Genomic DNA, 13,300 nt, shown 5'->3' with positions numbered 1-13,300 from the left:
GAGTTAATGCTGGCAGCAGCCTGACGTTTACGGCAACACCCAATACCGGTTTCGGGGTCAATCAGTGGTTGCTGGATGGCAATGTGGTGCAAAATGGCGGTACTACCTTTCAGCTGAACAATATCCAGGCTAATCATACCGTAGCGGTGACCTTTGGCCAGGCAACACTGTCTCCTCTCAGTCAAAACCTGGCGCTGTCAATTAATAGCCCAGGAGCCGACCCTGCATTGACAGGCAATCCACGCATCATCCGCATAGAAAATACAGGTTCAATATCCGCAAACAACGTACAGGTCAGTACTTCCGGATTTCCAACTGGCACCTTAATAACCAATAATACCTGTATGGGTACACTCAATGCGGGCTCCACCTGCGACATTACCATCACCCCGGGTAGTACGGCTAGCCCCGATAACGGTGCTAATGCCTGCACCACATCACCAGGAACTGAACCCGTGCCCACTGTTGTCACGGTCAGTGCTGATAATGCGCCTTCCACAGATATCAATGTCCTGATATTAGGATACGGCTGTATCTATCAAGGCGGGTTTTTATTTTCTGTTGATGACTCCACCTCCAATACCGGAAGTATCGGTGGGAAAGTGGCCGCATTGACGGATGAGCCAAATCTTCAGTGGTCGACAGTATTCGATGACACAGCAGCGGACAGTATCACAGATGGATTTAGCAATACTAATGCCCTTGCAACCCCCCAATATCCGGCAGCGCAAGCCTGTCTAAACAAGAATGACCAGGGCTTTACTGACTGGTTCATGCCAGCGATTTGCGAGTTGGGACGATTTGTAGGTATGGGTTCTAATGCTGGTTGTGGCACTACCAACCCCAACTTATATATAACGCTGCATACGAATAATTTAGGTAATTTTACCAATTTCATCTACTGGAGTTCTACCGAGTCTTCCAGCATTCCTACAAACCTCGCCTGGCGCCAGAACTTCTCAAATGGCTCCCAGGCCGGCGAAAGCAAGGACAACAGTCTTCGGGTTAGGTGCGTTCGGACTTTTACTCCTTAGCCCCTTTATCCCTTTTCTTTCGAGGCAGTTTCGCTGCCTCAATTCTTTAAAAAACGAATGAGTTGGATTTTGGTGAATGGCTTTCTAGACAGAGTTACCGGCTTACAAGGACAGTTACCAGCTGGTGGCGTCCTGTTTCTTGAAGTGATGCTCAAAACCACACTGTATCCATGCCGGTCGTCGCATCAAAGGGAATTTTTATAACGCCATCATAAGGCATAATTTGGTTGTCAAAGACCATAAACCCACGAAAGAAGAGCAAATGGCCTTTTTATATTCTATCAACTCTTATATTGGGATTTTAAGTCATTACCAGACGTATCGCCTAAGAAAAGGCATGCTCAAAAAGCACTTATCCATCTAGTGGTGGAATCTGATGTTTTTCAGTGGGGGATGTGCCAAATTGGTGGCAAAACAAAGAACAGTGCGATAAAGAGGATGTGAGTAAATAATGATTTTGGATGTAAATGGTTTTGATGAGCAGGTTTCAGGTGGCTCTATTATGATTACAGTCGACAACAACCATCGCCTGATTAAGCTGGCTCAGAAATTCACCTGGGATGAGATGCTACAATTAGTATTGCCTGATTTACAGCATACCGACAAAAAACATTGGTGGATAGGCAGACCTTTTGCGAGACATAGCGGTCAATTGGGTAGAAGCCGTATGAAATCTGATGAAACCATCAAAAGCGTGGGTTACGCTGCTGTATTTGGATTCAATTTAAGGCAGCTGACTCGTTGTCTTGCAGGCGAGGTACGTCCAAAAGTTGATGTGGTGAATAATATTGCAGCAAATAATGCAAATATTATCGAAAAAATGAGCATACAATTGACGTGATTGAGATGGATGGGTTCACTCTGTTTTTAGCCAGGCGTTAAGGTGTTAGATTAGGATTTATCGATTATTTTGTGAACAAAACATGTCGCGACACCGACTTACTATCCACAGATTCTGTGGATAACTGTGTGCATTAGCTGATGATGAAGTTTCAAAATAAAGAGATTTGCCATTATGGCTATCATGCACCGCTAAATTTCACTACAATAAGGCTATTTAGCAAAAATAGACCACTCATGTTTAAGCCACTGGCATTGTTTATCGGGTTACGCTATACGCGAGCCAAGAAGAAAAATCATTTTGTCTCTTTTATATCGCTAAGTTCCATGCTTGGTATTGGCTTGGGTGTTATGGTACTGATTACTGTCCTGTCGGTGATGAATGGGTTTGATGAGGAAATCCATAAGCGTTTTTTTGGCATGGCGCCGGAAATTACGGTCAGTGGTAAAAACGGCAGAATCACTAATTGGCAAACGCTTGAAAAAGAGTTAAGAACTACGCCAGGCGTTAAAGCAGTTGCACCTTATGTAGGAGGGCAGGGTTTATTAACGCATGAAGGACAAGTATTACCGATTGTTTTAACGGGTGTTGATCCTGTGCAAGAACAAACCGTCACCCATCTTAATGAAAAAATGCTTGCAGGTGATCTGGCCCAACTGAAAGATTTTGGCATTATCCTCGGTAGGGGGCTTGCTGATAATTTAGGTTTAATGCTAGGGGATAAAGTAACAATAATGATCCCGCAAGCGACAGTGACGCCCGCGGGCATGGTTCCTCGCTTTAAACGCTTTACCGTGGTAGGTGTATTTTCGGCAGGGGCTGGATTTAATTTTGATACCAAACTCGCTTTTATTAATCTTAATGACGCGCAGAAATTAATCCAGCTGGGTAAGGATGTAACCGGCCTTAAGATGAAAATAGATAATATTTATAATGCTCCAGCCATGACTGATAAGCTTGCTGCAAAATTAGGTGAAAACTATGATGTTGGGAACTGGACTCAACAATTTGGCGCATTTTTCCAGGCTGTTAAAATGGAAAAGACCATGATGTTTCTTATTTTATTGCTAATTATTGCGGTTGCAGCTTTTAACCTTATTTCTTCGCTGGTTATGGTAGTAAATGACAAACAAGCCGAAATTGCCATTTTGCGGACAATTGGCGCAACACCTGCCAAAATTCTCTGGATATTTATTGTTCAAGGTATGATGGTGGGGATTATAGGCACTTTATTAGGGCTTATCGGTGGTTTAATACTGGCTTCAAATGCCACAACAATAGTCAATAAATTGCAATCACTATTTAATACGCAGATTTTATCATCCAACATTTATTTCGTGGATTATCTACCCTCGAAAATTTTAATAAGTGATCTATGGCAAGTGTGTGCAATGGCCTTGTTAATGAGTTTCCTAGCGACAATCTATCCGGCATGGCGAGCCTCAAAGACGGTTATTGCGGAGGCCTTACATTATGAGTAATTCGATTTTAAAATGTCAAAACCTGAGCAAATCCTACCATGATGGGACGAATTCAGTTGAGGTTCTGAGAGGAATTGATTTTGCTATCCAGCCGGGGGAACGTATAGCAATTATTGGCCCTTCAGGCTCTGGAAAAAGTACCTTGTTGCATTTACTGGGTGGATTGGATAAAGCCACAGCGGGGGAGGTGCTAATAGATGGTGTTAATTGGCAAAGCCTCTCTGAAAAAAAGCGCTGCCAACTCCGTAATCGACAGTTAGGTTTTGTTTATCAATTTCATCATTTATTACCCGAATTTACCGCACTGGAAAATGTATCTATACCCCTTGTCTTGGGGGAGCAATCCATTGCCGGGGCCCAAACCAAAGCGGAAAATATTTTACAACAAGTAGGGCTTGCTCAACGTTTGCATCATAAACCCTCTCAATTGTCCGGGGGAGAAAGGCAACGTGTTGCGATTGCAAGAGCCTTGGTGCATCAACCACAATGTGTATTGGCGGATGAGCCAACAGGAAATTTGGATCACGCTACGGCATTAAAAATATTTGAGCTTATGTTAGGTTTAAATGTGAACTTAAATACAGCCTTAGTTATTGTGACGCACGATATTCAATTGGCAGAAAAAATGGATAAAATTTTTACCATTCAAGATGGTTTATTATCCAGCTAAGTCCATTTTGCGAAATTTAAATTTGTCTACTATGCTTAGAGTCCGACCACACTATTAGGTCGATAAAAATTCATTGTTTATAGGAGATAGCTATGAATAGGGACATTTTCGAAGGCAAATGGGAAGAAACCAAAGGTAAAATGAAGCAATTTTGGGGTTGGTTAACCGATGATGATTTAAGGGAATTAGAAGGTAATCAAGAAGAGATTTATGGCAAACTCCAAAAACATTACGGCTATTCACGTCAAGAAGCTGAACGCGCTGTAAAAGACTTTCAACGCCAATATTGGCATTAAAAATTTTTAAGATTCTGATCATTGATCAGAATCTTCCCCTTAACCTACTATTAATACCTCATCAGATTCATTGATTGTCATCACTGAATGTCCTTATTGGATATCGAAATGTCAAGGGTCGAAATATAACTTTCTTTTAAAGAAAAAACTTTGTACTCTGTTGAAACAATAAAAAATGCTGATGGTTTATGGCTAAATCATAACAACAAAGAGGTATTACATATGACCATTAAAAAAAGCGACGTCGTTATCAGAAAAATAAATAATAAAACAATAAGTAATGTTAAGTTGGCAGAAAAAAGACTACAGCAAAACACGTTAGGAGAAGGGAAAGGAACCACTACCTTAGGCTTCTTTAGCTTGGGCAATGGCAAATTGAAAGAGGGCAGAAGAGAAAAGCCAGAGCAAAGAGATATCACCCTGGCTATATAATTAATAGTCAGCATGTCCAGGCGTGCGTGGGAATGGAATGACATCACGCACGTTGTTAATCCCCGTTACATAACTAATTAATCGCTCAAAGCCCAAGCCAAAACCGGCATGCGGGACAGAACCATAACGACGTAAATCGCGATACCACTGATAGTAGTTTCGATCCAGATTACATTCGTCAATGCGCTTGTCCAAAATTTCCAAACGCTCCTCGCGTTGACTACCTCCAATAATTTCACCTATTCCGGGAGCCAGTACATCCATGGCTGCTACCGTACGTCCATCGTCATTCAGACGCATATAAAACCCTTTAATGTCTTTAGGATAGTCAGTCAGGATAACCGGTTTTTTACACAGTTCTTCTGCAAGATAACGTTCATGCTCAGATTGTAAATCAAGCCCCCAGCTCACCGGATATTCAAAATTACGATCGGCTTTTTCGAGTGCACTAATAGCATCGGTGTAAGACATAACCTCAAAGTCAGTTTCAATAATATGTTCTAACCGCTCAATGCAGCCTGGTGCTACAAATTGATTAAAGAAAGCCATGTCATCAGCCCGCTCTTCCAGCACTGTTTTGCAGAGAAAGCGTAACATTTCCTGACTGAGTTGACAGATATCCTGAAGGTTCGCAAAGGCAATTTCAGGTTCTATCATCCAAAATTCCGCCAGATGTCTGCTTGTGTTAGAGTTTTCTGCCCTAAAAGTGGGACCAAAGGTATATACTTTAGACATGGCCAAACAATAGGCTTCAACATTTAACTGGCCAGAAACAGTGAGAAATGCTTCGCGGCCAAAGAAGTCTTTGGAAAAGTCAATTTCTCCTTGGGGTGTTTTGGGTAAATTTAAAAGATCAAGCGTGCTTACGCGAAACATTTCACCCGCACCTTCACAATCACTGGAGGTTATAATGGGGGTGTGTACCCAAAAAAAGCCACGTTCATCGAAAAAGCGATGAATTGCCTGTGCAAGGCAATGACGAATACGGGTAACTGCACTGATGGTATTAGTACGGGGGCGCAAATGAGCGACTTCCCTTAGAAATTCGAGTGTGTGACGTTTGGCTTGGATAGGATAGGTGTCAGGATTTTCAACCCAACCGACTACGTCAATAGCCTCGGCTTGAATTTCAAAAGATTGGCCTTTGCCTTGGGAAACGACCAATTTTCCTTGGGCGATAATAGAGCAGCCTGCGTTTAATTTTATTACTTCGTTGTTGTAATTTTGCAATTTATTGGTAGCTACAATTTGAATGGGCGCAAAGCAAGAGCCATCATGTAAGGTTATAAATGATAAACCGGCTTTTGAATCTCTTCTTGTTTTAACCCAACCTCTTACAATGACTGATTCATCGACGCTGATTTCACCTTCTAAACATTGTTTAATTGTATAAACCTCGATCATATGTACTCCGGAAAACGACTATTTTTAGCGGTCACAAGGCCCTTTCAATCTGAAATGAATGCGGGCAAATAAAATGCGATGATAACACTAAATAACCCTAGTTCAATATAAGGCTGCGATGCCTTGCTGGGGTATTATTTAGGACTATAGGCTAGAACTGCAAAAATATCCGCTGTCATCATTCAGAATGCGTTAAGCCGCATGACGATCGTTGCCTCTTCTTTGCTTACTTGCCGTGCTTTATGCACGACATCCATACGATCTTATTCAAAGCAAGTGCTGAATTCCGCGCATACAAGCGCGGAACGTTGACATTTTGGTATATTACTTTGTTTACTCTTGAGGTATATAGGCTAGAACATGAAAAGTATGTCAAGCTTGTATATAACACGGATAGAGTAGTTTATACTTACGATTTTTAAAACAAGAAAATGTCATGCCTTTTAATAAATTAAATGAATGGTTTAATCAAGAGAAAGAACTGGGATTGGAAGTTAATAATACAGTTCTATCGACGATTTCACCCACTGGATTCCCGCACAGCCGTGTTGTGGCTATACGAGAAATTAAAAACGGTTCTTTCATTTTTTTTACGCAACGAAAAACCAGAAAAGTCGCTGATCTGTTAAGTAATCCTGTTGCGTCAATGAATTTTTTCTTGACAATACAGCAGCGACAAATTGTTTTGGAAGGTGCTGTAGAATTGCTCACACGTGAAGAGAATGAGCAATATTGGATTAACTTGCCAAGAGAAAGACAACTGCGTTTTTCCGCTTATGCGCCAACCTCTGGGCAGCCTATAACGAGTTTAAAGGTATTGGAGGAAAGGAAAGGGGAACTGGAGTTGTATTTTGCGAATAAAAATATACCCATGAGTGATGATTATTGTGGATTCCGCTTTACTCCTGAAACCTTTCTTTTTTATACGGTAGGTTCAACTACTTTTTCTGAAGCAATAAGGTTTACGAAAAATAACGATATTTGGGATGGGGAACTCATTTCTCCATAATTTGAGTATTGATGCCTGCAAATTTTTTAAAAGATCTCTTAACGGTAAGGAAACCCTGCTACAGTATTACATAAACAATAAGTTTAATAGCAATCTGGATTAGCATAGGAGAGTTAATGCGAATAATAATTGCACTATTTGGTATAGGGATGACATCATATGCTGCGTTTGCCCAAGATACAGAACTTAAGCTTTATCGTCCCTTTGGTGAAGCCGTTCAACAGGCTCCTGTTGTCATTAAGGAAGAAGTGACGGGCCAATGTTTTCAGCAGTCGCAACGAATCAAACGAGAAGATGCCTGGCGTTGTATTGCTGCAGGTAAAGTATACGATCCTTGTTTTGTTAAACCGTATGGTTCTCATAGAGAGGCAGTTTGCCCTCAATCCCCGTGGGAAGGTGAAAGTGTAAAAATAAGTTTGTCTTCTGCCGTTGATAACAGCCAGCATGCGCCATTGAATATGGCAGAAACATATCCCTGGGCTATTGAGTTAATTACAGGAGAAAAATGCCAGGCTGTTGATGGGGGTGGTATTTATGATAATTTACCTATACATTATCAATGTGACACAAAGGCCATTTTATTAGGTCGTCTCCAGCGTTGTAGGACGGAATGGAGTATTTTACAACGCACACCTTCAGGAGTTTCAACCGCATTGGTTGCGAAGGCTTGGTTTTAATATCGTAAGGGGAATAGTAGTACTATACTATTAATATGAAGACAAGCTTTAAGGAGCAAACATGTTTTCAACTTTTTTTCATTCTTATTTGTTCGCGCAAGTCCTGGGATTTTATTTTCTCATTATGGCAATTGTCCTTTTGGCGCGAGTCAATTTCTATAGACGATTCTTTGCCACATTAACCGCTGACTATGGAACCATATTGGTTTCTGCTTCGTTTGGGTTAGCTGTGGGCTTACTCATTGTTGTGACCCATAATTTTTGGATTCTTGAACCGCATGTGTTAATTGTTACCATTGTCGGTTGGTTAATTTTGATAAAATCAATTTTATGGCTTTCTATTCCAGATACGATGGCGGCTTTTTCAAAACGGGTATATTTGGGAGCAGGCTATTATATTGTTGTAGCTATTTTGGCCATCCTGGGTATTGTATTAATTTCTAAAGGCTTTTATCGATTTTATCCAGAGCTGGGCGATTTCCCAGGGCTCTAAAGGGTTAAAGGGCTTCATGCCATGTTTCTCAAAGGGCATGAAGCCTTTGTTTGGTCCATTATTCTTGCGGTGCTGCGTCTTTAAACGCTGTTAACGTCAAACAATGCGCATTGATGTCATTGATTAAAGGGTAGGCCTCCATAGAGAAACCAAAGCGATAAGCATTAAACACCTGAGGTATGAGACAAATATCCGCCAATGTAGGTTCACTTCCGTAGCAGTACATATGTTTGGGATGTAGTGATTGTAATTTTCTTTCCAGCGTATCAAAGCCCAACTTTAACCAATGATGGTACCAATCCATTACTTGTTCTTCGCTCGCCTGAAATTGATCCCTCAGACGCGTTAAAACGCGCAAATTGTTCAAGGGATGCATGTCACAAGCAACGGTTAAAGCCATACTTCTGACCTGAGCACGACCCAAAGGAGTAGGGGGTAGCAGAGGAGGCGTAGGATTTATTTCATCTAAATATTCAATAATAGCCAATGATTGGGAAAGGATATGGCCATTTTCATCAAGGGTGGGAACTAATCCTTGCGGATTAATCGTTAAGTATTCGGAACTGTGTTGTTCACCGTTGTGGCCAGTTAGATGCACAGGAATTTTTTCATAGCTAATATTTTTAATATTAAGCGCCAAACGCACACGGTAAGAGGCAGTTGAGCGATAATAGTCATAGAGTTTCATGCTAGACCTCATAGCGGGTAACAGTTTGTTCGATGGCACCGAACAAGGATTGTCCTTGTGGGGAAAGCATCTCTATGCGAATGGTATCTCCATAAGCCATGTAGGGTGTTTTAGGTTTGCCGTCAGCAAGAATCTCCAACATGCGTTTTTCCGCGATACATGAAGATCCTTTGCTCCGATCAATATTTGAAACGGTTCCTGAACCTATAATTGTTCCTGCTGTCAAAAATCTTGTCTTTGCGGCATGGGCAATTAATTGCGGAAAAGAGAAGGTCATGTCTATCCCCGCATTAGGTTGACCAAATAACTGGCCATTTAGATAACTTAATAACGGTAAATGCACTCGCTCTCCATCCCACGATGCTCCTAACTCATCTGGTGTTACTGCTACTGGTGAAAAACTGCTGGCCGGTTTCGATTGGAAGAAACCAAAACCTTTGGCAATTTCCGTAGGGATTAAATTGCGTAGCGAAACGTCATTTACCAATAAAATAAGTTTTATATGCTTTGTCGCCTGTTTATTTGTAATGGCCATAGGCACATCGTCAGTAATAATGGCTACTTCAGCTTCAAAGTCAATGCCATACGCTTCATCGGCAACTAAAATAGGTTCTCTGGGGCCTAAAAAGCTGTCAGAGCCGCCTTGATACATCAAGGGGTCTGTCCAAAAGTCAGCTGGCATTTCAGCACCACGTGCTTTACGGACCAACTCCACATGGTTTACATAGGCACTCCCGTCAGCCCATTGATAAGCCCTTGGCAGAGGAGAAGTAAATTGTTTGGCATCGAAGGGGAAGCTCTCTTTTATCTGTTCCTCATTGAGAGCTAAATAAACTTCTTTTAATTTATTTTCAACTTCTTGCCAATGATCGAGGGCATGTTGTAATGTTTCAGCGATTTGTCGAACTTTCACAGCTTTCGTTAATTGCTGATTTACCACACAAAGCTCACCATCTCTGCAGTTCGCTGATTTCATACTCGCAAGTTTCATTGCTATTTCCCCTAATAGATAGCGTGTTGGGTAAATTAATAATTTATTTACTATCTGAAGGTGTGAAAGGTTTGTTTTAAGTGATACGCACCTTCAGATTAACGATAGTCTTTAATGGGTTTCTTGTAACGTTCCACGCTTAATTTGATCGCGTTCGATGGCTTCAAACAGAGCCTGGAAGTTTCCTTCCCCGAATCCTTGATTACCTTTGCGCTGGATAATTTCAAAAAAGACTGGCCCAAAAATATTTTCAGTAAAAATTTGCAATAACAAGCCAGCGCTCGGTTCGCGTTCACCATCAATTAAAATGCGTTCTTGTTGTAATTTGGCCAAAGGCTCTTTATGCCAGGGGATACGATGATCAATCATTTCATAGTAAGTATCAGGTACGTCTAAAAATTTAACATTATTTTTTCTTAAAGTATTAACCGTGTAATAAATATCCTCGGTATTTAGAGCGATATGCTGAATACCCTCACCGTGATACTCGTGTAAAAATTCTTCAATTTGTGATACATCATCTTTCGATTCATTCAAAGGAATTTTGATTTTTCCACACGGGCTTGATAAAGCTCTGCTAATTAATCCTGTCATCTGACCTTTAATGTTAAAGAATCTTATTTCATGGAAATTAAAAATGGTTTCATAAAATCTGGCCCATTTGTCCATATTGCCTCGATAGACGTTATGAGTCAGATGATCGATAAAGGTTAAGCCGCAATCAGTGGGGTTTGAATTTTGCTGGCGCTGCCAATGGTCAGCAAAAGGATGATTATTCTCATCAACAAAATAAATAACACTGCCACCTATCGCATCGATAGCTAATAAACCATGATCGGCATGTTTACAATCCTGAAAAGCAACTGCACCGTGTGCAAGTGCATATTTGTAGGCTTGTTCAGCATTTTTAACGCGAAAACCCATGGCACAGGCTCCCGCACCATGTGTTGTGGCATGTCGTTCAGCTTGACAGTCTTTTGCGGCATTAACGATAAACTGAATAGCCCCTTGCTGATAAAGAGCGATATCTTGCTCTTTATGGGTGGCAACGAGTTGAAAACCCATTTCTTTAAACTGTTGGTGTAAAACAGATTTGTCAGGGCCTGAAAATTCCAAAAAGGCAAAACCATCCAACCCGCAAGGGTTGCTGCCGGGATGGCTTATACTATGATTGTTCATGTGTACACTCCCTTATTGTCTTGTAAACCAATTAAGGCAATGATGTTTCATTAATTTTATGGTCACTTAGTAAGAAAGTGACCAGTTTAATGAGATCATTGCCTGCTTAAAATCCTTGTTTTTTGCAGTGGCTGGCAATCAAGGGCGAGCTTTGATGAGAAAAAGTCCATCAGCGATAGCTAACAAGCTTACATCCACTCGATTGTCTTGCTTTATAATTTCATTCAAACGTTTTATTTCCCGAGTTTGCCCACTCGTATCCTCTTTATTGATTACATTGCCATCCCAAAAAATATTATCAATTGCAATGATTCCGCAAGGACTAATGAGCTGCAAGGCACATTCATAGTAATTTACATAATTAGTTTTGTCGGCATCAATAAAGATGAAATCAAAACTATGGGCGTGGCCTTCTGTCAGTAAATTCTGTAACGTCGTCAAGGCAGGGCCTAGGCGTAACTCAATTTTCTTCTCTTGCTTGGCTTCACGCCAGTACGGATGGGCTTTGGAGGTCCATTCAGTGTTAATATCACAAGTAATTAACTGTCCATCTTCAGGCAGGGCCAGAGCCATAGCTAGGGCACTGTATCCTGTGAAGGTGCCTAATTCCAGTATTTTTTTGGCGCCAATTGCACGAATTAGAAATTGCAGGAATTGAGCTTGCTCTGGCGCAACTTGCATATTGCTAAGGGGCAACGTTGAGGTTTCTTCCCGCAATGCTTGCAGAACAGGATTTTCTCGTAAAGAAATATCCAACATATAACTATAGAGCTCTGGCGTTAGATTTAAATGTTGTTTCATCCTACCACCTTTAGTATGCCCTTTGATATCAAAGGGTATTGATTCGTTAATTAAGCTAGTTTCTCTTGAGCCAGAGTATCAGCAATTTCACTTTCGGGGCGGTTTTCTTTCCGGGAGCGAATAAAAATTTCTAAAAGAGAAGTACCAATGCCATCGATTTGCTGGTTAACCTGCGCTTCTGGGGTGTCATAATATTTACTTGCGGCAAAAATTAAGCCACCGGCATTAATGACATAATCCGCTGCATAAAGAATCCCTTTTTCATGAAGCATGGGGCCATGATAAGTGTGAGCCAATTGATTGTTGGCAGCCCCTGCAACAATCGTCGTTTGTAGCTGATTAATGCTAATATCATTAATAACTGCACCTAGAGCACAAGGGGCAAACACATCACAGGGAACCCGATGGATCATGTCTGTTGACACGGCCGTAGCTCCGAATTCTTCCACAGCACGTTGAACAGCACGGGGATTAATATCCGCCACCGTTAATTTGGCACCCAACTCATGTAAATGAGAGGCCAGTAAATAGCCCACATGACCTAGACCTTGAATGGCAATATGAAGGCCATTTAATTGATTTTTCCCGAGTTTAAATTCGACCGCTGCTTCAATGCCTCTTAAAACGCCCTTTGCAGTATAAGGTGAAGGATCGCCATTATGCCGGGACAAGCTGGCGACATAAGGAGTATGCTGCGCGATAATATCCATATCACTTAATTGTGTGCCACTGTCCAAAGCGGTGATATACCGGCCGCCTAAATCATTAACAAAGCGACCAAAAGCATGAAGATAAGCTTCACGATCATAAGGCTTGTTGGGTTTGATAATCACTGCTTTGCCACCACCGAGTGGTAGGTTAACAGAGGCTGCTTTATAGCTCATGCCTCTTGCAAGGCGCATTGCGTCATTGATAGCACTTGCAGTACTGGGGTATTCAATAAATCTACAGCCGCCCAGAGCTGGTCCAAGCTTGGTACTGTGTATAGCGACGATGGCTTTCATTCCTGTTTCGCAATCCACTTTAAAATGTAAATCGCCAAATCCATGAGAAAGTGCATAATCAAGAAAATCATCTTGAACTAGGGTGCTGGTTTCATTTTTTTTGATTAGATCAACAGACATCATTGGTAAAGCTCCAAGAATTTCTCGTGCACATGTTATAGACCCATTCAATAAGTAAATCAATGGTGATAATAGTCCTTATTAACAGTCTATCTCTTTTTTTGTATATTATTCGTAAAAAATGATTTTAAGGTATTCACTTTTATTCGTCCCGTTGTTAATTTTTTACCCTTTGCTAGT

The 13,300-nt window shown here is 41.2% G+C and carries 15 protein-coding genes; 9 read left to right on the top strand and 6 right to left on the bottom strand.

Annotated features, from left to right (window positions below; all coding sequences use genetic code 11):
- From Ljam_RS05430 to Ljam_RS05405, 6 genes are all read left to right on the top strand, one after another.
- Window positions 1-1,034 (top strand): Lcl domain-containing protein (locus Ljam_RS05430; RefSeq protein ID WP_058450745.1); only part of this gene is annotated, 1,034 nt, incomplete at its 5' end.
- 451 nt (window positions 1,035-1,485) lie between these two features.
- Window positions 1,486-1,875, top strand: coding sequence for a hypothetical protein (locus tag Ljam_RS15485; RefSeq protein WP_058449113.1), 390 nt, complete (start codon window positions 1,486-1,488; stop codon window positions 1,873-1,875).
- 236 nt (window positions 1,876-2,111) lie between these two features.
- Entirely contained in the window at window positions 2,112-3,356 is a 1,245-nt protein-coding gene (locus Ljam_RS05420; protein WP_058449112.1) for a lipoprotein-releasing ABC transporter permease subunit, read from the top strand.
- A complete protein-coding gene (gene lolD, locus Ljam_RS05415) occupies window positions 3,349-4,026 on the top strand; it encodes a lipoprotein-releasing ABC transporter ATP-binding protein LolD (protein WP_058449111.1) in 678 nt (225 codons plus the stop codon). Before Ljam_RS05420 ends, lolD begins: the two co-directional genes overlap by 8 nt.
- A 92-nt stretch (window positions 4,027-4,118) precedes the next feature.
- A complete protein-coding gene (locus tag Ljam_RS05410; protein WP_058449110.1) occupies window positions 4,119-4,322 on the top strand; it encodes a CsbD family protein in 204 nt (67 codons plus the stop codon).
- 222 nt (window positions 4,323-4,544) lie between these two features.
- Complete coding sequence (locus Ljam_RS05405) at window positions 4,545-4,754, top strand: hypothetical protein (protein ID WP_131762521.1); 210 nt, start codon at window positions 4,545-4,547, stop codon at window positions 4,752-4,754.
- On the opposite strand, the gene asnS is transcribed toward Ljam_RS05405, so the two are convergent.
- Window positions 4,755-6,158, bottom strand: coding sequence for an asparagine--tRNA ligase (asnS, locus tag Ljam_RS05400; protein WP_058449108.1), 1,404 nt, complete (start codon window positions 6,156-6,158; stop codon window positions 4,755-4,757).
- Window positions 6,159-6,594: 436 nt separating this feature from the next.
- Between asnS and Ljam_RS05395 the strand changes: the two genes are divergently transcribed.
- The 3 genes from Ljam_RS05395 to Ljam_RS05385 all read left to right on the top strand — a co-directional run bounded on the left by Ljam_RS05395 (window position 6,595) and on the right by Ljam_RS05385 (window position 8,337).
- A complete protein-coding gene (locus tag Ljam_RS05395; protein WP_058449107.1) occupies window positions 6,595-7,167 on the top strand; it encodes a pyridoxine/pyridoxamine 5'-phosphate oxidase in 573 nt (190 codons plus the stop codon).
- 116 nt (window positions 7,168-7,283) lie between these two features.
- Window positions 7,284-7,844 (top strand): hypothetical protein, encoded by a 561-nt coding sequence (locus Ljam_RS05390; RefSeq protein ID WP_058449106.1) that lies wholly within the window; start codon window positions 7,284-7,286, stop codon window positions 7,842-7,844.
- 61 nt (window positions 7,845-7,905) lie between these two features.
- Window positions 7,906-8,337, top strand: coding sequence for a hypothetical protein (locus Ljam_RS05385; protein ID WP_058449105.1), 432 nt, complete (start codon window positions 7,906-7,908; stop codon window positions 8,335-8,337).
- A gap of 58 nt (window positions 8,338-8,395) precedes the next feature.
- On the opposite strand, the gene maiA is transcribed toward Ljam_RS05385, so the two are convergent.
- From maiA to Ljam_RS05360, 5 genes are all read right to left on the bottom strand, one after another.
- Window positions 8,396-9,025, bottom strand: coding sequence for a maleylacetoacetate isomerase (gene maiA, locus Ljam_RS05380; RefSeq protein WP_058449104.1), 630 nt, complete (start codon window positions 9,023-9,025; stop codon window positions 8,396-8,398).
- A 1-nt stretch (window position 9,026) separates the two neighbouring features.
- Window positions 9,027-10,016 (bottom strand): fumarylacetoacetate hydrolase family protein, encoded by a 990-nt coding sequence (locus tag Ljam_RS05375; RefSeq protein ID WP_058449103.1) that lies wholly within the window; start codon window positions 10,014-10,016, stop codon window positions 9,027-9,029.
- A gap of 111 nt (window positions 10,017-10,127) precedes the next feature.
- Window positions 10,128-11,195, bottom strand: coding sequence for a 4-hydroxyphenylpyruvate dioxygenase (gene hppD, locus Ljam_RS05370; protein ID WP_058449102.1), 1,068 nt, complete (start codon window positions 11,193-11,195; stop codon window positions 10,128-10,130).
- Between the two features lie 138 nt (window positions 11,196-11,333).
- Window positions 11,334-11,996: a class I SAM-dependent methyltransferase gene (locus Ljam_RS05365; protein WP_058449101.1), complete on the bottom strand. Its 663-nt coding sequence runs from the start codon at window positions 11,994-11,996 to the stop codon at window positions 11,334-11,336.
- Between the two features lie 50 nt (window positions 11,997-12,046).
- Complete coding sequence (locus tag Ljam_RS05360; RefSeq protein ID WP_058449100.1) at window positions 12,047-13,123, bottom strand: Leu/Phe/Val dehydrogenase; 1,077 nt, start codon at window positions 13,121-13,123, stop codon at window positions 12,047-12,049.
- Window positions 13,124-13,300 lie beyond the last annotated feature (177 nt).

Origin of the sequence: Legionella jamestowniensis, assembly GCF_001467745.1 — a bacterium.
In the GTDB taxonomy this organism is placed as follows: Bacteria; Pseudomonadota; Gammaproteobacteria; order Legionellales; family Legionellaceae; genus Tatlockia; species Tatlockia jamestowniensis.
The sequence above is the reverse complement of the archived record's forward strand: the minus strand, read 5'-3'. Positions and strand labels throughout refer to the sequence as shown.

Excerpts from the sequence above, each read along its gene's own strand:
- Ljam_RS15485 (WP_058449113.1), top strand. The coding sequence starts at position 1,486 with ATGATTTTGGATGTAAATGGTTTTGATGAGCAGGTTTCAGGTGGCTCT.
- Ljam_RS05420 (WP_058449112.1), top strand. The coding sequence starts at position 2,112 with ATGTTTAAGCCACTGGCATTGTTTATCGGGTTACGCTATACGCGAGCC.
- lolD (WP_058449111.1), top strand. The coding sequence starts at position 3,349 with ATGAGTAATTCGATTTTAAAATGTCAAAACCTGAGCAAATCCTACCAT.
- Ljam_RS05410 (WP_058449110.1), top strand. The coding sequence starts at position 4,119 with ATGAATAGGGACATTTTCGAAGGCAAATGGGAAGAAACCAAAGGTAAA.
- Ljam_RS05405 (WP_131762521.1), top strand. The coding sequence starts at position 4,545 with ATGACCATTAAAAAAAGCGACGTCGTTATCAGAAAAATAAATAATAAA.
- asnS (WP_058449108.1), bottom strand. The coding sequence starts at position 6,158 with ATGATCGAGGTTTATACAATTAAACAATGTTTAGAAGGTGAAATCAGC.
- Ljam_RS05395 (WP_058449107.1), top strand. The coding sequence starts at position 6,595 with ATGCCTTTTAATAAATTAAATGAATGGTTTAATCAAGAGAAAGAACTG.
- Ljam_RS05390 (WP_058449106.1), top strand. The coding sequence starts at position 7,284 with ATGCGAATAATAATTGCACTATTTGGTATAGGGATGACATCATATGCT.
- Ljam_RS05385 (WP_058449105.1), top strand. The coding sequence starts at position 7,906 with ATGTTTTCAACTTTTTTTCATTCTTATTTGTTCGCGCAAGTCCTGGGA.
- maiA (WP_058449104.1), bottom strand. The coding sequence starts at position 9,025 with ATGAAACTCTATGACTATTATCGCTCAACTGCCTCTTACCGTGTGCGT.
- Ljam_RS05375 (WP_058449103.1), bottom strand. The coding sequence starts at position 10,016 with ATGAAACTTGCGAGTATGAAATCAGCGAACTGCAGAGATGGTGAGCTT.
- hppD (WP_058449102.1), bottom strand. The coding sequence starts at position 11,195 with ATGAACAATCATAGTATAAGCCATCCCGGCAGCAACCCTTGCGGGTTG.
- Ljam_RS05365 (WP_058449101.1), bottom strand. The coding sequence starts at position 11,996 with ATGAAACAACATTTAAATCTAACGCCAGAGCTCTATAGTTATATGTTG.
- Ljam_RS05360 (WP_058449100.1), bottom strand. The coding sequence starts at position 13,123 with ATGATGTCTGTTGATCTAATCAAAAAAAATGAAACCAGCACCCTAGTT.